Consider the following 25,472-nt stretch of genomic DNA (forward strand, 5'->3'; position numbering starts at 1 on the left):
ACACCGTACTCGGGCCAAACAAGGAGTTGGGATGCCCAGTACAGCTGAAAGCACGCGGAAAACCGCTGCGAAACGGACGGCACCGCAAGAGCCCACCGAGGAAACGCACGTGCACCGCAGCAAGCAGGGCATGAGCGTGCACACCCTCGATGTCCGCGCACCGCTGCACGTCCCGTACTTCACGCCCGGGGACGTGGTGAACAACGCGCGGACGGCTTCCCAGTGGCTGCCGCCCATGCCGCCTGCCAGGGAACTCTGGTACTACGGCGGCCTGGGCGCGCTCGCCGTCGCGGGGGCGCTGGAGTGGCCGGTCGCGCTCGCCGTCGGCGGCGCCACCGTCCTGTTACGGCGCTCCGGACAGCAGGAATCGGCCGAACGGCGGGAGCCGACGGCGGAACGTGCCTCCGAGCAGGTCGCGCAGCCCGCCAAGAAGCGGGACTGACGCCGGAGAAAGGGGAGGGAAGAGCGGCCGGACAGACCGGCGCCGGGCCCGGTTCCACAAGGAGCCGGGCCCGGCACCGTCTCTCGGCGGAGGACGCCGCGCACGGATGCGCAGCGGCCGACCGCCTCACATATTGCGGGTGTCGCGCGGTTCGGCGTACGGCTCCTCGTCCCGCGGATGACCGGCTTCCATGGCGCGGCTCCGCTCCATCTCCGCGTTGAACTCCAGGCCGAGCAGGATGGCGAGGTTGGAGATCCACAGCCAGACGAGGAAGATGATGATCCCGGCCAGGCTGCCGTAGGTCTTGTTGTAGTTGCTGAAGTTGGCGACGTAGAGCGCGAAGAGGGCCGAGGCGACGAGCCAGAGCACGACGGCCAGCAGGCTGCCGGGGGTGACCCAGCGGAACCGGCGCCGGACGTTGGGCGCGGCCCAGTACAGCAGCGCGATGATGAAGCTGACCAGGATCACCATCACGGGCCACTTGGCGATGTTCCAGACCGTGACCGCCGTGCTGCCGAGCCCCAGGATGTCCCCCGCCTTCTTGGCCAGCGAGCCCGTGAAGACCACGGCGATGCTGATGAGGGCGAGCAGGACGACGGTCACGACGGTGATCAGGAAGCGGGTCGGCAGGATCTTCCAGGCCGGCCGGCCCTCCTCGATGTCGTAGACGGCGTTGGCGGCGCGCATGAAGGCGGCGATGTATCCGGAGGCCGACCACAGCGCGATCAGGATGCCGATGATCAGGACGATGCCGGCCTTCCCCCCGCTGCCCTGCATCTGTTTGAGCATGTTCGTGATGACGTCGCGGGTGGCGCCCGGGGCGAACTTCCCGACATTGTCGATCATCTGCTGGATCGTGTCGCTGCCCAGCAGGCCGAGGATCGAGACCAGGGCCAGCGCGGCCGGGAAGATGGCCAGCACGCCGTAGTACGTGAGGGCCGCGGCCAGGTCGGTGAGGTTGTCCCTCTTGAACTCCTTCGCGGTGCGTTTCAGCACCGCCTTCCACGACTGTTTGGGCAGGTCGCCAGGGCCCTTGGGGGTGCCGGAGCTCGCCCCGCCGGCGCCTTCGTGGTTCTCGTCTCGGTGCTGCCCTCGCATGGGTACGGGACCTCCGCATCGGGTGATCGGATCTCCAGCCTCACCAGTCCGGCGGACGGCCGCCCGCCGGACTGGTCCGTATGGAGGGCCGGCGATCGGCCCGGCGCCCGGTCAGGGCAGGGGTCAGGGCAGGATCGAGTCGACGTAACCGCCGTCCACCCGCAGCGCGCCACCGGTCGTCGCCGATGCCTGCTCCGAGCTGAGGTAGACGACCATGTGCGCGATCTCCTCGGGTTCGATCAGCCGCTGCAGCAGCGACTGCGGCCGGTGCTCGCGCATGAAGACCCGCTGCGCCTCGTCCCACGGCAGGTCGCGGTCCACCAGCTCGTACACGAAGTCCGCCACGCCTTCGGTGTGCGTCGGCCCGGCGATGACGGAGTTGACCGTGACGCCGGTGCCCGCCGCCTGCTTGGCGAAGCCGCGGCCCACCGCGAGGAGCGCCGTCTTCGACATGCCGTAGTGGATCATCTCGGCGGGGATCACCACGGCCGAGTCGCTGGCGATGTACTGGATCCGGCCCCAGCCGCGCCCGGTCATGCCGGGCAGGTACGTCCGGGTGAGCCGGACCGCCGCCAGCACGTTCACCTCGAAGTAGCGTCGCCACTCCGCATCGCTGATCTCCAGCGGGTCCCGCGCGCCGAAAATGCCGAGATTGTTGACGAGGATGTCCACGTCGGGCAACGTGTCCGCCAACCGGGCGGTGCCCTCCTCGGTGGTCACGTCGGCGGTCGCCGCGACGAACCGACCACCGGGCACCTCCGCGCCGAGCCGGGCCACCGCCTCGTCGACCCGGGCGGCGTGCCGCCCGTTGATCCCGACCCGGGCGCCCGAGCGGGCCAGTCCCGCGGCGATCGCCGCGCCGATTCCCTGGGTCGATCCCGTGACCAGTGCGGTCCGTCCTGACAGGTCGAGCTGCATGGCATCGGCTCCCTTTCCTGACTGTTCCCTGGCTGTTTCCCGACTCGTTTTTTCGCCTGCCGCCCCTGGTCAGCAGGCTGCCACGGCCCCCCCGGCCCTCCCCAACGGCACGAAAGGTGTCCGCCATGTCTTCGTCCTTCACCCCCGCGCACCGCGACCGCTTCGTGGTGGTCACCGGCGGGCCCGGGGCCGGCAAGAGCACGCTCATCGACCGGTTGGCGGCGGCCGGGTACGCCCGGACGGAGGAGGCCGGCCGGGGCGTGATCCGGGACCAGGTGGCCATCGGCGGGCGCGGCCTGCCGTGGACCGACCCGGCGCTGTTCGCCGAGCTGATGCTGGGCTGGGAACTGCGCTCGTACCGGCTCGCCGCGGCGCACGGGACGCCGCCCGGCGGCCCCGTCTTCTTCGACCGCGGGGTGCCCGACATCGTCGGCTACCTGCGGCTGCAGGGCCTGCCCGTACCGGACCACGTGCACGCCGCCGCGCGCGCTCACCGCTACCACCGCCGGGTGTTCGTCGCGCCGTTCTGGCCGGAGATCTACGCGCGGGACGCGGAGCGCAAGCAGTCCCCGGCGGAGGCCGAACGGACCTGCCTCGTCATGGTCGAGACGTACGCGGAGTACGGCTACGAGCCGGTCGAACTGGAGCGGGCACCGGTCGAGGACCGGGTGCGGTCGGTGCTGCGGTCGGTGGAGGCGGACCGGAAGAGCGCGTGACGGAGGGGCGCGGCCGGGAACCGGTACGGGGACCGGGACGGCGGAGCCCGGCGTCCACCAGGAAGGAGTGACCGTATGGCCACCACGAGCGAGATGCGGGCAGGCCCCGCGCCGCGGAGCCTCCGGCTGCCGGGGATCGTACTGGGCGTGGGGCTCGGCGGCTTCGTCGACGGCATCCTGCTGCATCAACTCCTGCAGTGGCACCACATGCTGACCAGCACCAACACCGACCGCATCGGCGTGAAGTACTACAGCCCGCACACCGTTTCCGGGCTGCGGATGAACACCGTGTGGGACGGCATCTTCCACACCGTCTGCTGGTTGGCGGTGCTCATCGGGCTGGCCGTGCTGTACTCCCGGGTGACCCACGACCGGCGGCGCGTGTGGACGTCCCGGGTGCTGTGGGGCTGGGTCCTGGCGGGCTGGGGCCTCTTCAACCTGGTCGAGGGGGTGCTGGACCACCAGATCCTCGGCATCCACCACGTGCACGGCGGCCCGTACCAGGTCTGGTGGGACATCGGCTTCCTGGTGCTGGGGGCGCTGCTCTGGCTCGGAGGCTGGGCGCTGCAACGCAGCGGCCGCTCCGTCGACCCCGCCCTGAGCCTCTGATGGGCGGTCACGCGCACCACACCGGAGGCATGCACCCACTGCCCGGCGGCCCGCTCCCGACGGCGGTCGCGGTCGCCCTGCTGCTCCTGCTCGCCACCGGCTACCTGCTGCTCGTACGGCGGGCCGGCCGGCGGCACCCGGCCAAGAGCCAGCATCCCTGGCGCACCGCGAGCTTCCTCACCGGGTGCGCGCTGGCGGCCGGTGCGCTGCTGCCACCGCTGGGGACGTTCGCGCACGGGGACTTCCGCGGCCACATGGCCCAGCATCTGGTGCTCGGGATGTACGCGCCGCTCGCGCTGGTCCTCGGCGCGCCGGTCACGCTGCTGCTGCGGACGCTGCCGCCCGCCCGTGCCCGGCGGCTGACGGGCCTGCTGCACAGCCGCCCGCTCCGGTTGCTCGCCCACCCGGTCACCGCGCTGCTGCTGAGCACGGGCTCGCTCGCGGCCCTGTACGGCACGCCGCTGTACGACGTGACCGCGGCGCATCCGGCGCTGCACTGGCCGGTGCACGCCCACTTCCTGCTCTCCGGGTGCCTCTTCGCCTGGGTCGTGGCGGGGCCGGATCCCGCTCCGGCGCGGCCGGGGGTGCCGGCGCGGCTGGTCCTGCTGGGTGTGGCGGTCGCCCTGCACGCGGTCTTCTCGCAGCTCCTCTACGGCGGCTTCCTCATCGGTGTGCACGCGCCGGTGGAGCAGGTGCGGGGCGGCGCGGAGCTGATGTACTACGGCGGCGACATCGCCGAGCTGCTGCTGGCGGGCGCGCTGGTCGCCACCTGGCGGCCGGTCCGCCGCCCGGGCCGGCCGACCGCTCCGCGCGTTAGCCCGACCGAGTCACTTTCCTCCTCCTAGCCCGGGGTGCTTCGGTGCGCCCCGCCGTCCGCCGCGCCGGACTCTGGACCATGGTGCGAGTCCAGGCCCAGGCATAGCGGCGCGGCCCCCGGGAGCGAGGAGATCAGCAGATGGCTGACCTGTACATCGACGGCGAGTGGACCGGGGCGGCGGCGGGCGGCCGACGCGACGTGGTCAACCCGTTCGACGCGTCCGTGGTGCGCACCGTCGACGATGCGGACGGCACGGACGTCGACCGGGCGGTGCGGGCCGCGCGGCGCGCGTTCGACGACGGGGAGTGGGCGGGCTCCCCGACCCGGCGCCGCGCGGACGTGCTGCACCGCGTGTACGAGCTGCTGCTGCGCGACCGCGAGGACGTCGCCCGCATCGAGACGCAGGACACCGGCAAGACCATCGCGGAGTCCCGGCTCGACGTGGAGGACATCGCGAACGCGTTCCGCTACTTCGCCGAGATCGCCGACAAGGACGGCGGCCGGGTGGTGGACGTCGGCCCCGATGTGCTCAGCCGGGTGGTGTACCAGCCGGTCGGGGTGTGCGCGCTGATCGCACCGTGGAACTATCCGCTGCTCCAGGCGACCTGGAAGGTGGCGCCCGCGCTCGCGGCCGGCAACACCTTCGTGCTCAAGCCGAGCGAGACCACGCCGCTGACCACCATCTACCTCTTCCGGCTGCTGGCGGAGGCCGGTGCGCCGCCCGGCGTCGCGAACCTCGTCCTCGGGCCGGGCGCGACGGTCGGGTCCGCGATGACCCAGCACCCGGACGTGGACCTGGTGTCCTTCACGGGCGGGCTGGCGACCGGCCGCACGATCATGGCGGGCGCCGCGGCCGACGTGAAGAACATCGCGCTGGAGCTGGGCGGCAAGAACCCCAACGTGATCTTCGAGGACGCCGACTTCGATGCGGCGGTGGACTACGCGCTGGACGCCGCGTTCCTCCACTCCGGCCAGGTCTGCTCGGCCGGCTCGCGCCTCCTCGTGCAGGAGGGGCTGCACGACCGGTTCGTCGAGGCGCTGGCCGACCGGGCCCGGCGCATCCGGCTCGGCAACGGCATGCACGAGGACACCGAGAGCGGGCCGCTCAGCTCCCCCGAGCACCGGGAGAAGGTGGAGGGCTATCTGAAGGTCGCGGCCGCCGAGGGCGCACGGCTGGTGTGCGGCGGCCGCCGCCCGGACGACCCGGAGCTCTCCCGCGGCTTCTTCGTACTGCCCACCATCTACGCCGACTGCGACCGCTCGATGCGCATCGTCCAGGAGGAGGTGTTCGGCCCGGTGGTGACGGTCGAGCGGTTCCGCGACGAGGAGGACGCGGTGCGGCTCGCCAACGACACCAAGTACGGGCTGGCGGGCGCGGTGTGGACGAGCGACGCGAGCCGCGCGCAGCGGGTGGCGCAGCGGCTGCGGCACGGCACGGTCTGGATCAACGACTTCCACCCCTACGTTCCGCAGGCCGAGTGGGGCGGCTTCGGGCACTCCGGCGTCGGGCGGGAGCTCGGCCCGACCGGGCTGCGCGAGTACCAGGAGGCCAAGCACATCTACCAGAACCTGCGGCCGGCGCCCTCCGGCTGGTTCAAGGGCTGAGGGCGACAGGGTGACGGGAACGGACCGAGGAGCGGAACATGGGTGACGGCACGGAGTTCGACCACGTCATCGTGGGCGGCGGAACGGCGGGCTGCGTGCTGGCGGCGCGGCTGACCGAGGATCCGGACTGCCGGGTGTGCGTGGTCGAGGGCGGGCCCAGCGACGTGGGCGACGAGAAGATCCTGCGACTGCGCAACTGGATCAACCTGCTGGACTCGGAGTACGACTACGGCTACACGACCGAGGAACAGCCGCGCGGCAACTCCTACATCCTGCACTCGCGGGCGCGCGTGCTGGGCGGCTGTTCCTCGCACAACACCCTGATCAGCTTCCTGCCGCTGCCGCAGGACATGGACGAGTGGGCCACTCTGGGCTGCAAGGGCTGGGACGCGGCGACGGTCCTGCCCTACCGCGACCGGCTGCAGAACACCATCGTCCCGGTGGCGGAGAAGGACCGGAACCCGATCGCGAAGGACTTCGTGACGGCCGCTTCCACTGCGCTGGGCGTGCCGGTGGTGGAGGACTTCAACGCCCGGCCGTTCGCCGACGGCGTGGGCTTCTTCTCACTGGCGTACGAGGCGGAGGACAACAAGCGCTCCTCGGCGTCGGTGGCGTACCTGCACCCGGTCATGGACCGCCCGAACCTCACGCTGAAGCTGGAGACCTGGGCGCACGAGGTGGTGCCGGACGGGGACGGCCGGATGACGTGCGTACGCGTACGGGCCGCGGACGGCACGGAGTCGACGCTGCGGGCGCAGCGGGAGCTGCTGCTCTGCGCGGGCGCCATCGACACGCCGCGGCTGCTGATGCTCTCCGGCATCGGCCCGGCCGACCACCTGCGCGACCTGGGCATCGACGTACGGGTGGACCTGCCGGGGGTGGGCGAGAATCTGCTGGACCACCCGGAGTCGGTGATCATCTGGGAGACGGCGGGGCCGCTGCCGCCGAACTCCGCGATGGACTCCGACGCCGGGCTGTTCCTGCGCCGCGATCCGGCCGGCGGGCCGCGCCCGGACCTGATGTTCCACTTCTACCAGGTGCCGTTCAGCGTCAACACGGAGCGGCTGGGCTATCCGCCGGTGGAGCACGGCGTATGCATGACGCCGAACGTGCCGCGGGCCCGGTCGGTGGGCCGGATGTGGCTGCGCAGCGCCGACCCCGCGGAGAAGCCGGCCCTGGACTTCCGGTACTTCACCGACCCGGAGGGCCACGACGAGAGGACCATCGTGGACGGGCTGAAGGTGGCGCGCGAGGTCGCGGCGACGGCGCCGCTGCGGGACTGGCTGAAGCGGGAGGTCGCGCCGGGCCCGGACGTGACGTCGGACGAGGCGCTGTCGGAGTACGGGCGGCGGGCCGCGCACACCGTCTACCACCCGGCGGGCACCTGCAAGATGGGCGGCGACGACGACCCCGCGGCCGTACTCGATCCACAGCTGCGGGTGCGCGGCACGGACGGCCTCCGCGTCGTGGACGCCTCGCTGTTCCCGACGATGCCGACGATCAACCCGATGGTGACGGTGCTGCTGGCCGCCGAGCGGGCCGCCGATCTGATCCGCGTGACGGGCGGAGGTGGCCGGTGATGGCCTCGGCAAGCACCCCGGCGGGTGACGCGCACGCGCACGGGAACGGGCCGGCCGGCGGGGAGTCGGCGGACCCCACCGACGGCTCCGTACCCGGCTCGGAGTTCCGCAAGGACATGGGGCCGTGGGCGAACTTCGCGCTCGGCTTCACCTACCTCTCCCCCGTCGTCAGCACGTACACCCTCTTCGCCACCGCGCTGGGCGAGGGCGGCCCGCCGATGGTGTGGGCGTTCCTGCTGGCCGGCTGCGGGCAGTTCCTGGTCGCGCTGGTCTTCGGCGAGGTGGTGGCGCAGTTCCCCATCGCGGGCGGGGTCTATCCGTGGGCCCGCCACCTGTGGGGGAAGCGCTGGGCGTGGATGACCGGCTGGGTCTACATGTGGGCGCTGCTGGTCACCATCACCTCGGTGGCGTACGGGGCGGGGCCGTACATCGCGATCCTGATCGGTTTTGAACCGACCGTGCACACCACGGTCTTGTGCACGGTAGTGCTCATCATCATCGCCGTACTGATCAACTATGCGGGCACCAGGTGGCTTTCATGGGCGGCCATGATCGGCTTCGCCGCGGAGCTGATCGGTGCGCTGATCGTCGGCATCTACCTGCTCGTCACGCACCGCGAGCACAACCTGGGCGTGCTCTTCGACACCTACGGCACGCAGGGTGACGGCAGTTACCTGCCGGTCTTCCTCGCCGCCGCGATCATCGGCTTCTACCAGTACTACGGCTTCGAGGCGTGCGGCGACACCGCCGAGGAGGTCGCCCATCCGGGCAAGGTGATCCCCAAGGCGATGCGCCGCACGATCTACGTCGGCGGCGCGGCGGCCACCTTCACCTGCCTGTCGCTGCTGCTGTCGGTCACGGACTACCGCGCGGTGATCTCGGGCAAGGACACCGACCCGGTGGTGCATCTGCTGTACGACGCGATGGGTGAATTCGGGGCCCGGCTGGTGATGGCCGTCGTCCTGATCTCCTTCCTCTCCTGCACGATCAGCCTCCAGGCCGCTGCCGGCCGCCTCATCTACTCGTACGCCCGCGACCAGATGATCGTCGGGCACCGGCTGCTGCGGAAGTTCTCCCCCGCCCGGGCGGTGCCGGGCTGGGCACTGCTGGTGTCGGCCGTCATTCCCGCGCTCATCGCCTTCGGCTCGCTGGTGTCGGCGGACGCGCTCACCAAGATCGTGTCGTTCGCGATCCTGGGCATCTACGGCGCGTTCCAGATGGTGGTGCTGGCCGCCCTGCGGGCCCGTCTGAAGGGCTGGAAGCCGTCCGGCGAGTACAGGCTCGGCCGGTGGGGGCTGCTGGTGAACGCCGGCGCCCTGGCCTACGGCATCTTCGCCATCGTCAACATCTGCTGGGCCCGCACCCCCGAAGCGCCCTGGTACGACAACTACATCGTGCTGCTGTGCGGCGGTGTCGTCGTCCTGGCCGGGGTGCTCTACATGTTCACCACCCACCACTACGGACGCAGCGACGCCCCCTGCGGCGACGCGATCCCCGAGTCGCGACGCTGATCCCGGGCCGGAGCGGGGGCCGCGCCGGCGATTCCGTAGTCGGGCAGCTCGACCGTGCTGCTGACCTTCTGCCCCTCCTTGAGCATTCGCTCCAGCAGGAAGCGCCGGGACAGCAGGGTGTTGCGCAGCCACAGCCCGGTGGCGGTACGCGGCGCGAGGAACGGCCCGGTGCGGTCACCGCCCTTCTGGCAGCCCTCCGCGTACGGGCGGATGCGCCGCTCGTACCGGGCGAAGGCGGCACGGTGGTCGCCGCCGGCCCGGGCCAGCTCCCCGGCCAGGACGTACGCGGCGACCAGTGCGGTGCCCGTGCCCATGCCGCCGAGGGTGGCACCGCATGCGGCGTCCCCGACGAGCCCGATGCGCCCCTTGGACCAGGCGGGCACATCGGCCCGGCTGATGGAGTCGAAGTACATCTCCGGCGCGGCACGCAGCGACCCCAGCAACCGCGGGACGTGCCACCCCAGCCCGGCGAAGGCGTCGGCGACCAGCCCCTTCTGCTCCTCGATGGCATGCCGGCCGTAGGGCAGTTCGGGCGCGGCGAAGACACACATGGCGCCGGCGCGCGTCGGGTCCCGGTGGTCGGCGCCCACCGAGGCGAGCCGCCCCGGGACATTGAGACCGACCGCTCCCTCCCCTGCCGTCAGCCCGAGGTCGTTGGGGAGTTGCCAGGTGGCGGCGTAGTACCCGAGGTGGCGTACGTAGTGCTCCTCGGGGCCGAACGCGAGCCGTCGGACGGTCGAGTGCAGCCCGTCGGCGCCGATCACCAGGTCGAACTCGCGGGCCGGGCCGTTGCGGAAGGTGACCCGCACGCCCGAGGCGGTCTCGGTGAGCCCGGTGATCGTGTCGCCGAAGACGTACTCCGCCGCGGCGGCGCTGTGCTCGTACAGCACCCGGGCCAGGTCGCCGCGCTGCACCTCCAGCTCACCGCCCATGAACTCGGCGGGCAGACGCAGCAGTTGGCGTCCGCGCTCGTCGACGAAGCGGATCGCACTGCCGCCCGTCCGCAGCCGCCGCAGCTCCGGCAGCAGCCCCATGCGGCGGAGCACGGTCAGATGCGTCTCCCCGCGGAAGTCCACGGCCTGACCACCCTCGCGCAGCGCGGGGGCGATCTCGACGACGGTGGGCCGGAAGCCGTGGCGCGCCAGCCAGTAGGCAAGCGCCGGTCCGGCAACGCTCGCGCCGGAGATCAGGACAGTTCTGTGGTGAGCCGTCGATGACATGGATCTCTCCCCGTTTCCCACGTGAATCCGTGTCCGGCGGACACAGTTATTCCTACTGTGTACCATGGACACGGTTATTCGGGAAGCCGCGATGACGAGCACGGGACGAGCAACGGAACGGTGAACGCGATGGCGGAGGGAACGCGCGACGGCGACAGCGGAGAGGCCCGCCACGCCGCGACCGCACGGCTGTTGTGGGGTCCGCAGCCGCAGCCCGCGCGGGGGCCGCGGCGGACGCTGGACCTGGCGCGGATCGCCCGGGCCGGCGTCGCGGTCGCCGACGCCGAGGGCCTGGCCGCGGTGTCCATGCAGCGGGTCGCCTCGCAACTGGACGTGACGAAGATGGCGCTCTACCGCTACGTGCCGGGCAAGGCCGAGCTGGTCGCGCTGATGGTCGACGCGGCGCTCGCACCGCTCCCACCCGAGGACGAACCACGCCCCGACTGGCGGGGACAACTGGCCGCGTGGGCGCAACACCTGCTGCACGGCTTCGGCCGGCACCCCTGGCTGCTGGACGCGACGGTGGGCCCGCGCATGATGGGTCCGGTCGAGCTGGCGTGGCTGGAGCGGGCCGTTGCCGCGCTGGACGGCACTCCGCTCACCGGCGCCGAACGCCTGGACGCCGCCGTCCTGCTGACCGGCCACGTCCGCACCCTCGCCCAACAGGGCGCCGCGGCAGGCCCGGGCGGTGGCGCCGAAGCTCAACTGCACGCCGTACTGGGCGGGGTGCTCCGCGACCACGGTGACCGCTTCCCCGCCGTGACCACCGCCTTCCACGCCGCGGCGACCGCCCCGGCCGCAGCCCGGGACCAGGCCTGGGAATTCGGCTTGCACCGCATCCTGGACGGCCTGGAGACGCTGATCGCGGAACGGTCGTGAGCAGGCGGGCCGGACGCGGGGCTCAGCCGACCCCGTCGCCGGGTCCCACCGGGTGCGCCTCCAGTTCCGGAGCGGCGAGCAGCTCGGCGATCAGCGCGTGGGACCCGCCGACGTAGGTGCTGACCAGGTCCACATCGCCACCCACACACCAGGCACGGTCCTGCGGCCACCAGAGGTCGGGCAGCTCGTCGAACGCGTCGCACGCCGCCGGCGAGAGGACATCGGCGAGCGTCCCCGAGAGCAGCACCTCCCGCCGGCCCGGCGTCTCGAAACGACGCACCCGGCTGAAGTCCCGCCGCCCGTACCCCTCCCACAGGCCGAACCAGCACTGCTCAGAGGTTCCGGTGTGCCGACCAAGAATCGGGATCAGGGTCCGGGCCAGGTCCGGTGGGGTCGGGCCCTCTTCCGGATGCTCGTCCCAGACCTGGGGCAGACCGTACTCGGAGGCGTTCTGGTAGAAGGGCTCAGCGCCGATCACCTCGTGCCACTTCGTGTCCGGCGCCACCTCGCGCCCGTACGCGGCAGCCACCGTCGCCCACCGCACCGGCCGCTCGTCCAGCGAAGCCGGATGCAACACCCTGGCGTAGGCGGCGAACCCGGGCGCGGCGACCCCCGCCACCGTCGCGAAGTCGCCGTGCCCCGGGGCACGCTCGGTGAGCCAACGGGCCGGCCCGAGGTCAGCGGGCTGCACCCGCAGGCGTCCGTACCATTCGGGAGCAGGCGTCCGGAGCGACGGACGGAAGTCATTCATCCCCACAGTCTGCCCGAGCCACGCCACAGCGCCGAAGCCGCCGGCCGCACGCCGACCGCATCACCGCGTACCCCACGCCCGTCGCCAGTGCTGCCGTGGCCAGGCGGCGGCCGGCGGTGCGGCGGGTGCCGCCCCAGCCGCCGCGTACGGCGCCGCCCGGCAGCGGGTGCGGGACGGTGCCCGCGGTGTCGGGGGCCGATTCGGTGCGGGAGAGGTGGGAGCGGTTCATCTGGTACGCCAGGGCCTTCTCCGTCGGGCCGGGGAAGAGCTTGGTCCAGCAGGCCAGGACCGCGGCGGCGGGGCCGACGTAGGACTCGCGACGCGGGGAGCGGGCCAGGCGGAGGATCGTACGGGCCGCCCGTTCGGGGGTGTAGACGGGGGCCATCGGAGTGACCTTGCGGCCGGAGTAGTTGGCGGCGCTCTGGAAGAACGGCGTGTCCATGGTGGCGGGCAGCACGGTGCAGACGTGGACGTCGCGGTGGCCCTCCAGCCAGAGCTCCTGGCGGAGGCTGGTGCCCAGCGCCCGGACGGCGGCCTTGGCCACCGCGTACGGGGCGTTGTACGGGACCGGGGAGGCGCCGACGACCGAGGAGACGTTGATCAGGGTGCCGCTCCCCTGGCGGCGCATCGCCGTGAGCGCGGCGCGCGCCCCGTACACATAGCCCATCACGTCGGTGTCGATCACCTTGCGGCAGACGTCCGCCGGGATCTCGTCGAGCGCCCCGAAGGCGGCGACGGCGGCGTTGTTGAGCCAGACGTCGATCCGCCCGAAGGCGGCGACGGCCTCCTGGGCGAGCCGGTCCACCGCGGCGGCGTCGGTCACGTCGGTGGGGATCGGGAGCGCGCGGCCGGTGCCCCGCTCGCGGCACCGGCGGGCGACCTCGTTCAGCTCCTCGGCGCGCCGGGCGGCCAGGACGACGTGCCAGCCGCGGGCGGCGAACGCCTCGGCGCAGGCCCGTCCGACCCCGCTGGACGCGCCGGTGATGACCACGACACCGCCGTTACCCTGGGCCATCATGGCCGCCTCCTCCATGCGTACGGCCGCGGTCCGGACCGCGGTGGTTGTCGAGGCCATCAAGTACCCGGATAGGCATAATGCACACATAACGGGTCACCCGTCAGCGTGCGCAGCAGCCCGTCACCGCCGGCCCCGCCGGCCGACCCGGATGGAGCATCCATGGCCGTACGGCACCAGCTCATCGCCCGGCCGCCGGCAGCGGTGTGGACGGTACTGGAGGACTGCACCCGCTACGGCGACTGGGTCGTCGGCCCCAGCGACTCCGACCCGCTGGACGACACCTGGCCGGACGTCGGCTCGACCATCACCTACAAGCTCCGGCTGGGTGCCCTGCAGATGACCGGTCACACCGTCGTCCGCCGCCACGAGCCGCCCCGGTGGTTGGAGCTGGAGGCGCACTGCGATCCGCTCGGCTCGGCCCGGATCGCGCTGGACATCCGGCCCTGGGGCCGGGACGAGACGCTGGTCGTCCTCGACGAGCACCCGCTGCGCGGCTTCGGCGGGATGGCACACAACTTCGTTCTGGACGCACTGCTGCAAGTGCGCCACCGCAACATGCTCAAGCGGCTGGCCAAGGTGGTCGAGGGCATGCCTCCGGAGGCGGATGCCGGTGGCGGCGGACGGGGGCCGACCTCCGAGCGCGCGGCGGGGCGGTGACATGGCCGACGCAGTGGTCATCGGGGCGGGACCCAACGGGCTGGTGGCGGCCAACCTCCTGGCCGACGCGGGCTGGAGCGTCACGGTACTGGAGGCGCAGTCGGAGCCGGGCGGCGCCGTCCGCAGCGACCGCGGGGTCCACCCGGACTACATCAGCGACGTCTTCAGCGCGTTCTACCCGCTGGCCGCCGCCTCGCCCTTCGTGCGCGGGCTGGAGCTGCACCGGGACGGCCTGCGCTGGAGCCACGCGCCGCACGTCCTCGCCCACCCGCTGCCCGACGGCAGATGCGCCGTCCTCGACCGCAACCGCGCGGTGACCGCGAACGGGCTGGAGGATTTCGGGGCCGGGGACGGCGAGGCCTGGGCCCACCTGTGCCACATCTGGGACCGGCTGGGCCAGGACATCATGCACGCCCTGTTCACACCGTTCCCGCCGGTGCGCGCCACCGCCCGGCTGGCGGTCCGGCTGCGCGGCGCCGGCGGGCTGCGGCTGGCCCGCAGCCTGGTGCTGCCGGTGCGCCGCTTCGGCGAGGAGGAGTTCCGCGGTGAGGGTGGCCGGCTGCTGCTGGCGGGCAACGCGCTCCACGCGGACCTGGCCCCGGAGGCGGCGGGCAGCGGCGGCTACGGCTGGCTGCTGACGATGCTGGGGCAGGCGGTCGGCTTTCCGGTGCCGGTCGGCGGGGCCGGGGCGCTGACGGAGGCGCTGGTCCGGCGGCTGGCCCGACGGGGCGTCACGGTGCGCTGCGGGGAGCCGGTCACCGAGGTGGTGGTGCGCGGCGGCCGGGCGGTCGGGGTGCGAACGGCGGGCGGCGACCGGGTTCCGGCGGAGCGGGCGGTGCTGGCGGACGTGGCCGCGCCGGTGCTCTACCGCGAGCTGGTCGGCGCGGGGCACCTGCCGGCCAGGATCTTCGACGATCTGCGCCGCTTCCAGTGGGACTTCGCGACGTTCAAGGTCGACTGGGCGCTGAACGGCCCGGTGCCGTGGTCGGCGCCGGGCGCCCGGCGAGCCGGCACGGTGCATCTGGCGGACGGCGTGGACGACCTGACGCGGTTCGCCGCGCAGCTCGCCATGGGGCTGGTGCCGGACCGACCGTTCGCGCTGTTCGGCCAGATGACGACCGCGGACGCCGCCCGCTCGCCGGCCGGTACGGAGTCGGCGTGGGCGTACACCCACGTACCGCAGACCGTGAAGGGCGACGCCGGGCCGGACGGGCTGACGGGCGGCTGGAACGCGAGCGAGCAGGAGCGGATGGCCGACCGCCTGGAGGCACAGGTGGAGCGGTTCGCGCCGGGCTTCCGTGACCGCATCCGGGCCCGCCGCATCCTCGCGCCGCCCACGCTCCAGGCCGCGGACGGCAATCTGCACGGCGGCGCGATCAACGGCGGTACGGCCGCCATGCACCAGCAGTTGTTCTTCCGGCCGCTGCCCGGTACCGGCCGACCGGAGACCCCGGTGCCCGGCCTCTACCTCGCCTCCGCCTCCGCCCACCCCGGCGGCGGGGTGCACGGCGCGCCCGGTGCGAACGCGGCACACGCAGCGCTCCACTCGGGGACCCGGCCCCGGCTCCTCGCCGCCGCGCAGAGCGCACTGGCGGCCCGGGGCCGCGGTGGCCGAAAAGGGCGTACGTAGCGCCCGGTCGGGGTCCCTGACGGGCCGCCGGGTCCAGCGGCCGATTCCGCGGCGTCCCACATGCCGGACGCCGTTCGTTCCTCAGCACTCCCTTGCTGCACGGGTCTTGTGGCCGCGTGCGGCGCGGGCCTAGTGTCGCGAGCCGGTAAGCGCTTTCTATTCGAGGGAGCTTCACGGCAATGCCCGCTGCGGAACCGGCCGCCGAGCCGTCACCCACCGGCACCACCCCCTCCTTCCCTGTCCGGGCCGCGGTCGTCGGCACCGGCGGCATCGTCACCGGGAGCCACCTCCCGGCCCTGCGGGGCATGGGCGACCGCGTACGGCTGGTGGCCGCCGTCGACACCGACCCGGCACGGCTCGCGGCCTTCCGCGACCGCGCGGGCGAAGACGTCACCGGCTACGGCGGCCTCGATGAGATGCTCGCCGCCGAACGCCCCGGCCTCGTCCTCCTCGGCACCCCGCCCGCGCTGCACGCGGAACAGACCCGGGCCGCGCTGCGGGCGGGAGCCTGGGTGCTGTGCGAGAAGCCGCTGTGTCTCTCGCTCGCGGAGTACGACACGATCGCGGCGGCGGAAGGCACCGAGGAGGGCGGCCCCGGCGGCCCGTACGCCTCCGTCGTCTTCCAGCACCGGTACGGATCGGGCGCGGTGCACGCACGCGAACTGCTGCGCTCCGGAGAGCTCGGCCGACCGCTGGTCGCACACTGCCAAACCACCTGGTACCGGGACCGGGCGTACTACTCCGTGCCCTGGCGCGGCCGGTGGGCCACCGAGGGCGGCGGGCCCACGATGGGGCACGGCATCCACCAGATGGACCTGCTGCTGCATCTGCTGGGCGAGTGGGAAGAGGTCCGCGCGATGGCGGGCCGGCTGGTGCACGACGTGGAGAGCGAGGACGTCTCCACCGCGCTGGTGCGCTTCGCCGACGGCACCATGGCCACCGTCGTCAACAGCGTGCTCAGCCCGGACGAGGTGAGCCGCATCCGCATCGACTGCGCGCACGCCACGGTCGAGCTGACGCACCTGTACGGGCACGCCAACGACGACTGGGCGTACACCCCGGCCGTGCACCGCCGCGACGACGCGCGCACCGCGCACTGGCGCTCCCCCGCCGCCGACGTGCCCAGTTCGCACGCCGCGCAGCTCGACGGCTTCCTCGACGCGATGGCCAAGGGGGTGCGCCCACCCGGCAGCGGCGTGGCGGCGCGCCGCACGCTGGAGTTCCTCGCCGCGCTCTACAAGTCGGCGTTCACCGGGCAGCCGGTACGCGCCGGCGAGATCGGTCCGGAGGACCCGTACTACCACGCCATGCACGGCAACCACCCCGACTGGGCACCGAAGGAGCAGTGACCGCAGCATGAGCGCAGCACCGATCCCGCACACCGGCACCGCGACGCCGATCACCGTCACCCACACCCACGGCGAGCGCATCCGCGTGGCCGCCGCCGGCACCGAGCTGCTGTCCTACGTCTACGCCCCGGACCCGGTGGCCTTCGAGTCCCGCAAGCCCTACGTGCACCCGCTGCGTACCCTCGCCGGCAACCTGGTCAGCGGCTACCGGCCGCATGACCACCGCTGGCACAAGGGCCTGCAGATGACCGCCAGCCACCTGTCCGGGCAGAACTTCTGGGGCGGCAACTCCTACGTTCACGGCGAGGGTTACCTGCCGCTCCACGAGCGCGTCGGCTCGATGCGCCACGACGGGTTCGACGCCTTCGACGTCTCCGATGACCGGCTGGCCTTCACCGAGGCGCTGACCTGGGTGGAGAACGGCGGTGCTGAGTGGGCGCGGGAGCGGCGCACGGTCACGGTGCACGCGGTCGACGCCGAGGCGGGCGCGTACGCCATCGACTGGTCCCTCCACCTCACCAACATCCGAGACGAGGCACTGCACTTCGGGTCGCCGACGACGGCGGGTCGCGAGATGGCGGGCTACACCGGGCTGCACTGGCGCGGGCCGCGCGACTTCACGGGCGGGCAGGTGCTGACGCCGGCCGGCCCCGCTACGGACGAGGAGACGATGGGCACGCCGGCCGCCGAGCAGCCCTGGCTCGCGCTCGTCGGGGCGCACGACGACGTGGACGCGCAGTCCACGCTGGTCTTCGCGCACGCGCCGGAGAACACCGAAGCGGTGCACGCCTCGCACTGGTTCGTGCGCTCCGAACCGGTGCCGACCGTGGCGTTCTCGTGGGCGTTCTTCGAGGAGTTCGCGCTGGAGCCGGGCGACTCCTTCGCGTACCGGTACCGGGTGGTGGTCGCCGACGGGGCGTGGGAGCCGTACCGCATCGAAGCCCACCTGAAGTCGCTGGCCTGGTAAGAGGGGAGCCGGTCATGGTCATGGACGCACCGCTGCCGGGCGGCATCGGTCTCTCGCACATCGGCGCCTACGAGTGGGAGGCCGCCGACGGCGTGTGCGGGGGCAGCCCGCACCTCCATCTGGCCTGTACGGAGGCGTACGTCGTCACCGGCGGCCGGGGCGCCGTGCAGACGCTCGGCATCGCGGACGGCTACCGCGAGACGCCACTGGAGCCTGGCGTCATCGCGTGGTTCACGCCGGGAACCGTGCACCGCATGGTCAACGGCGGCGGGCTGCGGGTGACGGTGCTGATGCAGAACGGCGGGCTGCCGGAGGCGGGCGACGCGGTCTTCACCTTCCCGCCCGAGGTGCTGGCCGACCCCGCGGCGTACGCGGCGGCCGCCGCACTGCCCGCGAGGGAGGGGCCCGAGGCGGAGGCCGCGGCACGCAAGCGCCGGGACCTCGCCGTCGAGGGGTACCAGGCGTTGCGTACGGCGCTGGCGGACGGTGACGACTCCCCGCTGCGCGCGTTCCACGAGGCCGCGGCCCGGCTCGTCGCGCCGAAAATCACGGACTGGCGGGAGCGCTGGCGCGAGGGGGCGCTGGCCGCGGCCGAACGCACCGGAACGCACCTGGACGCGCTCGGGCAGGGGGACGCGACGCACCTGGCCGAGGGCGGGGTGCGGGCCGCGGGACCGACCCGGCGCGGCGGGTACGGCATGTGCGGCCGCCGCGACGAGTACGAACTGCCCGGCACCACGCTCCCGTACTACGGCGAATGACCATGCGGCGGATCAGAACGGCCGCGACCGCGGTCCTCGTCCTGTGTCTGGCCCTCGCGGGCTGCGGCGGCGGTGGCGCGTCCACCGCCGCCGGCGGCAAGGTCACGCTCCGCTTCACCTGGTGGGGCAACGCGGACCGGGCGGCGCGTACCGAGCAGGCGGTCGCCGCTTTCGAGAAGGCGCACCCGGACATCGACATCCAGACCTCCTACTCCACCTACGAGTCCTACAAGCAGAAGCTGGCCACGCAGGCGGCCGGCGGCGACGTGCCCGACCTCATCCAGCTGGACTACCGGCAGATCAGCCAGTACGCGGGCTCCGACGTGCTGCTGGACCTCAAGACCCAGCGCGGCACGCTGCCGACGAAGGAGATGGATCCGGGGCTGCTGAAGACCGGGCAGGTGGACGGCGTGCAGTACGCGCTGCCCATGGGCGTCGGCACGCAGGCCATGGCGTATGACAAGGCAGCCTGGCGGAAGGCCGGGCTCGCCGCCCCGAAACCGGGCTGGACCTGGGACGACTGGGTGAGCGCTGTGCGGAAGCTGAAGGCCGCCGGGTACGAGCGGCCGATGACCGACCCCGGTCAGATGGAGGACTGGTTCGAGGTCTGGCTGCGGGGTCAGGGCAAGCGGCTGTACGGCGAGGACGGGCAGGCCGCGTTCACAGCGGCGGACCTCACGCGGTTCTGGACGTTCACCTCCCGGCTGCGCAAGGCGGGGCTGGTCAGCAGTGCCGAGGACACCACGCAGATGGCGGGAGGGGCGGTCGAGGACTCCCCGATGGGCCGCAAACGGGCCGTCGCGGAGTTCAACTGGGACGCCCCGTCGGCCGGGTACGAGGCGATGTACGGGGACCGGCTGGCGCTCGCGCCGATGCCGGCGGGCCCGGACGGCACCCCCGGCCAGTACTACAAGCCGTCGATGCTCCTCGGCATCGCCGCCGACAGCGCGCACCCGCGCGAGGCGGCCCGCTTCATCGACTTCCTGCTCAACTCCGACAAGGCCGCCGACATCCTCGGCGTGGACCGCGGCACCCCGGTCAACAGCCACCAGCGGACCCGCGTCCTGCCGACGGTCACCGGCTTCCAGCAGCAGGTCGCCGGGCTTCAGGAATCTTTGCAGGGCAAGCTGAAGGACCCGCCGGCCGCGCCGCCGCGCGGTGACAACGGGCTGCAGTCGACCTTCGGCCGCGACTACGACCAGGTGTCCTTCGAGCAGGCGTCGCCCCGGGAGGTCGCCGAGGACTTCCTGACCGAGGCACGGACGGAGCTGAGGCCGTGAGCACCCGAGCGATGGACAAGGCAGCAGCCCCGGGGGCGCTCCCCCGGCAGCGCCCGGCCCCCGCGGAGCAGGACCGGAAACGGCGCCCGAAGCGGGAACGGGAGGGCGCCGCCTGGGTGTTCCTCTCCCCGTGGGTGCTGGGCGCCGTCGTCCTCACCCTCCTCCCGATGGCCGTCTCCCTCTACCTCTCCTTCACGGACTACGACCTCTTCGACCCGCCGTCGTGGGTGGGCCTGCGCAACTACACGCAGATGTTCACCGAGGATCCGCGGCTGCTCCGCTCGGTCCTGAACACCCTGCTGTACGTCGTGATCGCGGTCCCCTTGCAGCTCGCCCTGGCGCTGGCGGTCGCGCTGGCGCTCAAGTCGATGAAGCGCGGCAAGGCCTTCTACCGGTCGGCGTTCTACGCCTCCTCGCTGCTCGGCGCGTCCATGAGCATCGCGCTGGTGTGGCGGGCCCTGTTCAACGACGGCGGCACGGTCGACAACGTCCTCGGCTCCCTCGGCCTGCACACCGGCGGCTGGATCAACAAGCCCGGCTGGGCGCTGCTGTCGGTGGCGTTGCTGACGGTGTGGCAGTTCGGCGCGCCGATGGTGATCTTCCTGGCGGGGCTCCAGCAGATACCGAAGGAGCTGTACGAGGCGGCGGCGGTGGACGGCGCCGGCCGGTGGCGGCAGTTCGTCTCGATCACCCTGCCGATGCTGTCCCCGGTGCTCTTCTTCAACCTGGTACTGCAGACCATCCAGGCGTTCCAGGTCTTCACCCCGGCGTTCGCGGTGAGCGGCGGCCGGGGCGGCCCCGCCGACTCCACCCTCTTCTACACGCTCTACCTCTACGACCGCGGCTTCACCGCCTCGCACATGGGCTACGCCTCCGCGATGGCGTGGGTGCTGCTCATCGCCATCGGGATCGTCACCGCGGTGCTCTTCCGCACCTCGCGCTCCTGGGTCTTCTACGCGAACGAGGAGGGCCGCTGATGACCGCCACCCGCTCCCGCATCGCCCTGCACGCCGGCTGTCTCCTCGTCCTGCTGGTCATGCTGTACCCGCTGGGCTGGCTGGTCGCGACGTCCTTCAAGCCGGCCGACGAGGTGCTCGCCAGCCTCGCGCTGCTGCCGTCCCGGCTCGCCACCGAGAACTACACGACGGCGGCGGCCGGCATCCAGGGCGTCAGCCTGCTGAAGCTGTTCGGCAACTCGCTGACCATCTCCGTCGGCGCCGTACTGGGCAACGTCCTCAGCTGCTCGCTCGCCGCGTACGCCTTCGCGCGGCTGCGGTTCAAGCTGCGCGGGCCGCTGTTCGCCTTCATGATCGCCACGATCATGCTGCCGCACCACGCGGTGCTCATCCCGCAGTACATCGTCTTCAACCAGCTCGGCATGGTGAACACCTTCTGGCCGATGGTGCTGCCGAAGTTCCTGGCCACCGACGCGTTCTTCGTCTTCCTCATCGTGCAGTTCATGCGCGGCCTGCCACGCGAGCTGGAGGAGGCCGCGAAGATCGACGGCTGCGGCCCGTTCCGTACCTTCGCGCGGGTCGTGCTGCCGCTCACCCGGCCCGCGCTGATCACCACCGCGATCTTCACCTTCATCTGGACCTGGAACGACTTCTTCACCCAGCTCATCTACCTCTTCGAACCCGGCAAATACACCCTCACCCTGGCGCTGCGCACGTTCGTGGACACCTCCAGCCAGTCCGCTTACGGCCCGATGTTCGCGATGTCGGTCTTCGCGCTGCTGCCGATCGTGCTGTTCTTCCTCGCCTTCCAGCGATTCCTGGTCGAGGGCATGGCGAACTCGGGGGTGAAGGGATGAGCACCGCGACCGACTCCGCCTCCGGACGGCGGGAGCCGGGCGAGCTGTTCGGCCCGCGCTTCGAACTGTTCGCCGACGTGCTCGCCGTCGGCCTGGTCACGGCGGTGGCCTGTCTGCCGCTGGTGACCGTACCGGCCGCGCTCGCCACGGCCTGCGCCCTGCTGCGACGGCGTCAGCGGTACGCCGAACCGTGCACCGCCGGCCACTACGTCCGAGCGCTGCGGGCCCGGCGGTGGCGCGCCGACCTGGCCGCTGGCGGACTGCTGCTCGCGTTCGGCGCGCTGTTCGCGGCGGACGCGGCACTCGCAGCCGCCGGCCTGCCGGGCGCGGTGCCGTTCGCGGTGTTCCTGGCGGCCGTGGGGACGGTGTTGGCGGCGACGGGGCTGCGTGCGTGTGCCCGGCACGATACGGCGGGCGGCTGGCGCGCCGCAGTCCGGGCGAGCGCGGCCCGCACCGCACGGGACCTGCCCGGAAGTCTGCTCATCCTGCTCGCGCTCGGCACGGCAGCGGTGTGCGCGTGGACGCTGCCACCGCTGCTCTTCCTCGTCCCCGGCCCGCTGGCGGTGGCACTGACGGCGATCGAACTCCGCTGATCCGGCGGCTTCCGTCCCGACGAGCGTCGGACGCAGGGCATGAACTGCGTTCGGGCACAGCGGCCGCACGGACCCATGCGTTCGATAAGACCTTTATCCCGGGTGGAAGGTCGCCTCGGGGGTCTCTTGTGCCTGGGGCAACCACTTCCTTGACTTCAGGTGAATCTCATGCACATACCAGGAAGTTGAGCATGCGCCGAGACATACCGCACCTCGCCGAGGTGCGCCGCATCACCTCGCGGCGGCTCGGGAAGCCGCAGGACGCGGTCCGAGCGCAGGCGTCCGACCAGCTCGACGGGAAGGTCGCGCAGCACCCGGGCCAGGCGCAGCACGTCGTGACCCGCGTCCATCACCACCAGGATGTCCCGGTCACCGTGCTGCCATTGGCCGGCCGCGGCATCGTCGGTGGGGCCCAGCCGAACCATCGTCCAGGATCTGCCGACGAGGTGCGGTCCGGGGCAAGGTGTTGCACCACCCGGCCGAGTCCAGCCTGACCGTGGTCCCCTGCTCGTCCAGGACGACGACGGACGCACTATGCCTCCCGGCGGTCGCCGAGGACCCGGTTCCGCATGAAGCGCGTTTCCAGAAGTCCTGTCGGTCGGGGGAACCAGGGGTCGGTTCAGGGGACTGCGGTGGCCAGAAGCCGGCCGGGCGAGCGGGTACGGAAGAAGGTGTCCGCCTCCTCGGAGGCGGGTCGGCGCGATCGGGCCGGAGGGCGTCTGCGTCCGCCGTGGCCTTCTGCTCACTCCGCGTCATGGCCGGAGCCTTTCTTCGCAGCTGTTTCGTAGGTGTGTGGTGGGAAATGACAAGCCGATTCGGAATGAAACAACGGGAGAAAACGCCCTCTCGTCCGTTCCGCTTGCTTGGAGTGCACTCCAAGACCATAGCGTTGAGGACATGCCTGTATCACTAGGGTCTCGCCGGCGTCCCGGAAGGCTACCTAACTTCTATACCGGCTCCCGGCTGAACACGAAATCAGCGGGAGTCGGACGATCGATATCCCAGGAGTATCTCCAATGCAACAACGCAAACTAGGGCAAGGCCTCGAAGTCTCGGCTCTCGGGCTCGGCTGCATGGGCATGAGTTTCTTCTACGGTCAGCCACAAGACACAGCCGAGATGACGAAGCTGCTGCGGGCGGCCGTTGACCACGGCGTGACTTTCTTCGACACTGCCGAAGTGTACGGCCCGTTCACCAATGAGGACCTGGTCGGTCAGGCGCTGGCACCGGTCCGCGACCAGGTGGTGATCGCCACCAAGTTCGGAATCAAGCACGGCGAGCACGGGCCGACCCCGATGTCCGGGGTCGACAGCAGACCCGAGCAGATCCGCCGAGTGACCGAGGCCTCGCTCAAGCGCCTTCGAACCGAAAGCATCGACCTGCTCTACCAACACCGCGTCGACCCCAACGTACCCATTGAAGACGTGGCCGGCACGGTCAAGGAGCTGATCGCCGAAGGCAAGGTAAAGCACTTCGGCTTGTCCGAGGCCGGTACCGCGACAATTCGTCGCGCCCACGCCGTGCAGCCAGTAACGGCACTGCAAAGCGAGTACTCGCTCTGGATGCGCGAGCACGAAACCGAAATCATTCCGACCTTGGAGGAACTGGGCATCGGCCTGGTGCCCTACAGCCCGCTCGGCAAAGGGTTTTTGACCGGCAAGATCGATTCCAGCACGTCGCTGGCCGACAACGACCTCCGCCGCCTGCTTCCGCGCTTCAACCCTGAAGCACGGCAAGCCAACCAGGTGCTGGTCGACCTGCTGCAGCGGATTGCCGACGACAAAGGAGCCACGCCGGCTCAGATCGCTCTCGCCTGGGTGCTGGCGCAGAAGCCGTGGTTCGTGCCGATCCCCGGCACCACCAAGCTGCACCGCCTGGAAGAGAACCTGGGCGCGCTCGACGTCGAGCTGACAACCGGCGACCTGCATCGGATCGAAGAGGCCGCGGCCAACATCCGGATCCAGGGCGAACGTCTCCCTGAGCAGTTGCAGTCACGGTTCGGCCGCTGAAAGCCTGTTCCGACTCCTGAAACCGCAGGTCACCGCACCGATGGCGGGCGGCAGCGTCCTCCTCCTCGTGGTGGAGGACTCCCGGGAGGACCGGACCGGGAAGACCGTTGGGCTCGTAGCACCACCGCCCCACAACCCACTACGACGTCGGGAAAACGACCAGACGACCGGAGAGCACCACCGAGCTCGACAGCCTCAGAGGTGCAAAGACGGGCTGAGTACCGGATGCCCGGGCCCACTCAGGGCGCGGGTACATGGTGCGGCAGGAGGCCGGCCGTGCGCAGGTCGCCCCATACCGCGGGCGGTACGGGGCTGCGCAACAGCGCGCTCGCGTCGGTGATCTCGGCGGGCGAGCGGGCGCCGACGAGGACGCTCGCGACGGCCGGGTGGGCGAAGGGGAAGTGGAGGGCGGCGGCCCGCAGCGGTACGCCGTGCCGTTCGGTGACGGACTTCAGGCGCAGGGCACGGTCCAGTACGGGCCGGGCCGCGGGCGCGTAGTCGTAGGTGGCGCCGGGGCGCGGGTCGGCGAGCAGGCCCGAGTTGAAGACGCCGCCGATGACGACGCTCCGGCCGCGCGCCGCCGCTTCCGGGAGCACCACCTCCAGGCCCGAGTGGTCGAGCAGGGTGTAACGCCCGGCGAGCAGCACCGCGTCGACGTCGGTGTCGCGGAGGAAGCGGGCGAGCATGGCCGTCTGGTTCATGCCCGCGCCGATCGCCCCCACGACGCCCTCGGCCCGTAGGCGTTCCAGTGCCGGGTAGCCTTCCCCGAACGCCTGCTCCGCGTGGTCGTCCGGGTCGTGCAGGTAGGCGATGTCGATGCGGTCCAGGCCGAGCCGGTGCAGGCTCTCCTCGATGCTGCGCCGGACGCCGTCGGCGCTGAAGTCCCAGACCCGGTGGTGGGTGGCCGGCACCGCGAACCCGTGCGCGAGGTCGTCGCCGCCCGGGCCGCCGGGGCGCAGCAGCCGGCCGACCTTGGTGGAGAGCACGTACTCGGCGCGGGGCCGGTCGCGCAGTGCGGCGCCGAGCCGCCGTTCGGCGAGCCCGAGTCCGTAGTGCGGCGCGGTGTCGAAGGCGCGGATGCCGGCGTCCCAGGCGGCGTCCACGGTGGCGGCGGCCTGCTCGGGGGCGACGGCGGCGTAGAGGTTGCCGAGGGGCGCGGTGCCCAGGGACAGCGGGGTGACGGGGACACCACTGCGGCCGAGGGCGCGGCGGGAGCGCGGGAGCCCGGCCCCGGTGGGTGTGGTCAGCC

Annotated in this window: 24 protein-coding genes and 1 pseudogene; 18 read left to right on the plus strand and 7 right to left on the minus strand. The window is 71.9% G+C overall.

From position 1 onward, the window contains the following. Positions 1–109: 109 nt before the first annotated feature. Complete coding sequence (locus tag IF20_RS08360; RefSeq protein ID WP_052864348.1) at positions 110–442, plus strand: hypothetical protein; 333 nt, start codon at positions 110–112, stop codon at positions 440–442. Positions 443–568: 126 nt separating this feature from the next. Here the strand turns inward: IF20_RS08360 and IF20_RS08365 are convergent, their stop codons facing one another. Next, positions 569–1,540: a YihY/virulence factor BrkB family protein gene (locus IF20_RS08365; protein ID WP_110943964.1), complete on the minus strand. Its 972-nt coding sequence runs from the start codon at positions 1,538–1,540 to the stop codon at positions 569–571. Between the two features lie 123 nt (positions 1,541–1,663). Continuing rightward, positions 1,664–2,458, minus strand: coding sequence for an SDR family NAD(P)-dependent oxidoreductase (locus IF20_RS08370; RefSeq protein ID WP_052864349.1), 795 nt, complete (start codon positions 2,456–2,458; stop codon positions 1,664–1,666). A gap of 125 nt (positions 2,459–2,583) precedes the next feature. On the opposite strand from IF20_RS08370, the gene IF20_RS08375 reads away from it, so the two are divergent. The 6 genes from IF20_RS08375 (at position 2,584) to IF20_RS08400 (ending at position 9,296) form a co-directional block, all read left to right on the plus strand. Then, positions 2,584–3,174, plus strand: a complete 591-nt coding sequence (locus IF20_RS08375) for an AAA family ATPase (RefSeq protein WP_052864350.1) — start codon at positions 2,584–2,586, stop codon at positions 3,172–3,174. A 75-nt stretch (positions 3,175–3,249) separates the two neighbouring features. Next, positions 3,250–3,783, plus strand: a complete 534-nt coding sequence (locus IF20_RS08380; RefSeq protein WP_052864351.1) for a DUF2243 domain-containing protein — start codon at positions 3,250–3,252, stop codon at positions 3,781–3,783. 29 nt (positions 3,784–3,812) lie between these two features. Next, complete coding sequence (locus tag IF20_RS08385; protein WP_052864509.1) at positions 3,813–4,628, plus strand: cytochrome c oxidase assembly protein; 816 nt, start codon at positions 3,813–3,815, stop codon at positions 4,626–4,628. 110 nt (positions 4,629–4,738) lie between these two features. Further along, a complete protein-coding gene (locus tag IF20_RS08390; RefSeq protein WP_052864352.1) occupies positions 4,739–6,205 on the plus strand; it encodes an aldehyde dehydrogenase family protein in 1,467 nt (488 codons plus the stop codon). A gap of 38 nt (positions 6,206–6,243) precedes the next feature. After that, complete coding sequence (locus IF20_RS08395; protein WP_052864353.1) at positions 6,244–7,785, plus strand: GMC family oxidoreductase; 1,542 nt, start codon at positions 6,244–6,246, stop codon at positions 7,783–7,785. Further along, positions 7,785–9,296: an APC family permease gene (locus IF20_RS08400; RefSeq protein ID WP_052864354.1), complete on the plus strand. Its 1,512-nt coding sequence runs from the start codon at positions 7,785–7,787 to the stop codon at positions 9,294–9,296. The genes IF20_RS08395 and IF20_RS08400 overlap by 1 nt, the downstream gene beginning before the upstream one ends. On the opposite strand, the gene IF20_RS08405 is transcribed toward IF20_RS08400, so the two are convergent. After that, positions 9,242–10,516: an FAD-dependent monooxygenase gene (locus tag IF20_RS08405; RefSeq protein WP_052864355.1), complete on the minus strand. Its 1,275-nt coding sequence runs from the start codon at positions 10,514–10,516 to the stop codon at positions 9,242–9,244. The two genes, IF20_RS08400 and IF20_RS08405, sit on opposite strands and share 55 nt — an antisense overlap. Positions 10,517–10,645: 129 nt before the next feature. On the opposite strand from IF20_RS08405, the gene IF20_RS08410 reads away from it, so the two are divergent. After that, positions 10,646–11,395, plus strand: coding sequence for a TetR/AcrR family transcriptional regulator (locus IF20_RS08410; protein WP_052864356.1), 750 nt, complete (start codon positions 10,646–10,648; stop codon positions 11,393–11,395). A 22-nt stretch (positions 11,396–11,417) separates the two neighbouring features. Here the strand turns inward: IF20_RS08410 and IF20_RS08415 are convergent, their stop codons facing one another. After that, positions 11,418–12,086 carry a hypothetical protein gene (locus IF20_RS08415; RefSeq protein ID WP_234426572.1) on the minus strand — a complete coding sequence of 223 codons (669 nt, stop codon included), beginning with the start codon at positions 12,084–12,086 and terminating at the stop codon, positions 11,418–11,420. Between the two features lie 52 nt (positions 12,087–12,138). Then, entirely contained in the window at positions 12,139–13,221 is a 1,083-nt protein-coding gene (locus IF20_RS08420; RefSeq protein WP_234426573.1) for an SDR family oxidoreductase, read from the minus strand. A gap of 102 nt (positions 13,222–13,323) precedes the next feature. Here IF20_RS08420 and IF20_RS08425 point away from each other — a divergent pair, with 102 nt between their 5' ends. From IF20_RS08425 to IF20_RS08465, 9 genes are all read left to right on the plus strand, one after another. Next, the gene (locus tag IF20_RS08425; protein WP_052864357.1) at positions 13,324–13,821 is read left to right on the plus strand and encodes an SRPBCC family protein; all 498 of its coding nucleotides are present in this window, start codon (positions 13,324–13,326) and stop codon (positions 13,819–13,821) included. Position 13,822: 1 nt separating this feature from the next. Next, complete coding sequence (locus IF20_RS08430; RefSeq protein ID WP_052864514.1) at positions 13,823–15,451, plus strand: phytoene desaturase family protein; 1,629 nt, start codon at positions 13,823–13,825, stop codon at positions 15,449–15,451. Positions 15,452–15,630: 179 nt separating this feature from the next. After that, entirely contained in the window at positions 15,631–16,800 is a 1,170-nt protein-coding gene (locus IF20_RS08435; protein WP_110943965.1) for a Gfo/Idh/MocA family protein, read from the plus strand. A gap of 7 nt (positions 16,801–16,807) precedes the next feature. Continuing rightward, positions 16,808–17,767 carry a DUF6807 domain-containing protein gene (locus IF20_RS08440; RefSeq protein ID WP_052864358.1) on the plus strand — a complete coding sequence of 320 codons (960 nt, stop codon included), beginning with the start codon at positions 16,808–16,810 and terminating at the stop codon, positions 17,765–17,767. A 14-nt stretch (positions 17,768–17,781) separates the two neighbouring features. Further along, on the plus strand, positions 17,782–18,528 hold the full coding sequence (locus IF20_RS08445; RefSeq protein WP_052864359.1) for a cupin domain-containing protein: 747 nt from the start codon (positions 17,782–17,784) through the stop codon (positions 18,526–18,528). A gap of 2 nt (positions 18,529–18,530) precedes the next feature. Next, positions 18,531–19,808 (plus strand): ABC transporter substrate-binding protein, encoded by a 1,278-nt coding sequence (locus IF20_RS08450; protein ID WP_110943997.1) that lies wholly within the window; start codon positions 18,531–18,533, stop codon positions 19,806–19,808. Positions 19,809–19,819: 11 nt separating this feature from the next. After that, complete coding sequence (locus IF20_RS08455) at positions 19,820–20,785, plus strand: carbohydrate ABC transporter permease (RefSeq protein ID WP_052864361.1); 966 nt, start codon at positions 19,820–19,822, stop codon at positions 20,783–20,785. Beyond that, complete coding sequence (locus IF20_RS08460; protein ID WP_052864362.1) at positions 20,785–21,621, plus strand: carbohydrate ABC transporter permease; 837 nt, start codon at positions 20,785–20,787, stop codon at positions 21,619–21,621. The genes IF20_RS08455 and IF20_RS08460 overlap by 1 nt, the downstream gene beginning before the upstream one ends. Beyond that, on the plus strand, positions 21,618–22,214 hold the full coding sequence (locus IF20_RS08465) for a hypothetical protein (protein ID WP_052864363.1): 597 nt from the start codon (positions 21,618–21,620) through the stop codon (positions 22,212–22,214). The genes IF20_RS08460 and IF20_RS08465 overlap by 4 nt, the downstream gene beginning before the upstream one ends. Before the next feature lie 236 nt (positions 22,215–22,450). Here IF20_RS08465 and IF20_RS40890 read toward each other — a convergent pair. After that, a pseudogene (locus IF20_RS40890) lies at positions 22,451–22,705 on the minus strand (transposase); the annotation flags it as partial. A 525-nt stretch (positions 22,706–23,230) separates the two neighbouring features. On the opposite strand from IF20_RS40890, the gene IF20_RS08475 reads away from it, so the two are divergent. Next, complete coding sequence (locus tag IF20_RS08475; protein WP_052864365.1) at positions 23,231–24,223, plus strand: aldo/keto reductase; 993 nt, start codon at positions 23,231–23,233, stop codon at positions 24,221–24,223. 239 nt (positions 24,224–24,462) lie between these two features. Here IF20_RS08475 and IF20_RS08480 read toward each other — a convergent pair whose 3' ends face one another. Beyond that, positions 24,463–25,470, minus strand: coding sequence for an aldo/keto reductase (locus IF20_RS08480; RefSeq protein WP_052864517.1), 1,008 nt, complete (start codon positions 25,468–25,470; stop codon positions 24,463–24,465). Positions 25,471–25,472: the final 2 nt, after the last annotated feature.

Origin of the sequence: Streptomyces niger, assembly GCF_000718305.1 — a bacterium.
Lineage (GTDB): Bacteria > Actinomycetota > Actinomycetes > Streptomycetales > Streptomycetaceae > Streptomyces > Streptomyces niger.

What these genes read in the sequence shown, in the direction of transcription:
- IF20_RS08395 (WP_052864353.1), top strand. Translation starts at nt 6,244, where the DNA reads ATGGGTGACGGCACGGAGTTCGACCACGTCATCGTGGGCGGCGGAACG.
- IF20_RS08375 (WP_052864350.1), top strand. Translation starts at nt 2,584, where the DNA reads ATGTCTTCGTCCTTCACCCCCGCGCACCGCGACCGCTTCGTGGTGGTC.
- IF20_RS08430 (WP_052864514.1), top strand. Translation starts at nt 13,823, where the DNA reads ATGGCCGACGCAGTGGTCATCGGGGCGGGACCCAACGGGCTGGTGGCG.
- IF20_RS08455 (WP_052864361.1), top strand. Translation starts at nt 19,820, where the DNA reads ATGGACAAGGCAGCAGCCCCGGGGGCGCTCCCCCGGCAGCGCCCGGCC.
- IF20_RS08460 (WP_052864362.1), top strand. Translation starts at nt 20,785, where the DNA reads ATGACCGCCACCCGCTCCCGCATCGCCCTGCACGCCGGCTGTCTCCTC.
- IF20_RS08420 (WP_234426573.1), bottom strand. Translation starts at nt 13,221, where the DNA reads ATGGCCTCGACAACCACCGCGGTCCGGACCGCGGCCGTACGCATGGAG.
- IF20_RS08405 (WP_052864355.1), bottom strand. Translation starts at nt 10,516, where the DNA reads ATGTCATCGACGGCTCACCACAGAACTGTCCTGATCTCCGGCGCGAGC.
- IF20_RS08385 (WP_052864509.1), top strand. Translation starts at nt 3,813, where the DNA reads ATGCACCCACTGCCCGGCGGCCCGCTCCCGACGGCGGTCGCGGTCGCC.
- IF20_RS08435 (WP_110943965.1), top strand. Translation starts at nt 15,631, where the DNA reads ATGCCCGCTGCGGAACCGGCCGCCGAGCCGTCACCCACCGGCACCACC.
- IF20_RS08380 (WP_052864351.1), top strand. Translation starts at nt 3,250, where the DNA reads ATGGCCACCACGAGCGAGATGCGGGCAGGCCCCGCGCCGCGGAGCCTC.
- IF20_RS08450 (WP_110943997.1), top strand. Translation starts at nt 18,531, where the DNA reads ATGCGGCGGATCAGAACGGCCGCGACCGCGGTCCTCGTCCTGTGTCTG.
- IF20_RS08425 (WP_052864357.1), top strand. Translation starts at nt 13,324, where the DNA reads ATGGCCGTACGGCACCAGCTCATCGCCCGGCCGCCGGCAGCGGTGTGG.
- IF20_RS08370 (WP_052864349.1), bottom strand. Translation starts at nt 2,458, where the DNA reads ATGCAGCTCGACCTGTCAGGACGGACCGCACTGGTCACGGGATCGACC.
- IF20_RS08400 (WP_052864354.1), top strand. Translation starts at nt 7,785, where the DNA reads ATGGCCTCGGCAAGCACCCCGGCGGGTGACGCGCACGCGCACGGGAAC.
- IF20_RS08410 (WP_052864356.1), top strand. Translation starts at nt 10,646, where the DNA reads ATGGCGGAGGGAACGCGCGACGGCGACAGCGGAGAGGCCCGCCACGCC.
- IF20_RS08445 (WP_052864359.1), top strand. Translation starts at nt 17,782, where the DNA reads ATGGTCATGGACGCACCGCTGCCGGGCGGCATCGGTCTCTCGCACATC.
- IF20_RS08365 (WP_110943964.1), bottom strand. Translation starts at nt 1,540, where the DNA reads ATGCGAGGGCAGCACCGAGACGAGAACCACGAAGGCGCCGGCGGGGCG.
- IF20_RS08465 (WP_052864363.1), top strand. Translation starts at nt 21,618, where the DNA reads ATGAGCACCGCGACCGACTCCGCCTCCGGACGGCGGGAGCCGGGCGAG.
- IF20_RS08390 (WP_052864352.1), top strand. Translation starts at nt 4,739, where the DNA reads ATGGCTGACCTGTACATCGACGGCGAGTGGACCGGGGCGGCGGCGGGC.
- IF20_RS08440 (WP_052864358.1), top strand. Translation starts at nt 16,808, where the DNA reads ATGAGCGCAGCACCGATCCCGCACACCGGCACCGCGACGCCGATCACC.
- IF20_RS08475 (WP_052864365.1), top strand. Translation starts at nt 23,231, where the DNA reads ATGCAACAACGCAAACTAGGGCAAGGCCTCGAAGTCTCGGCTCTCGGG.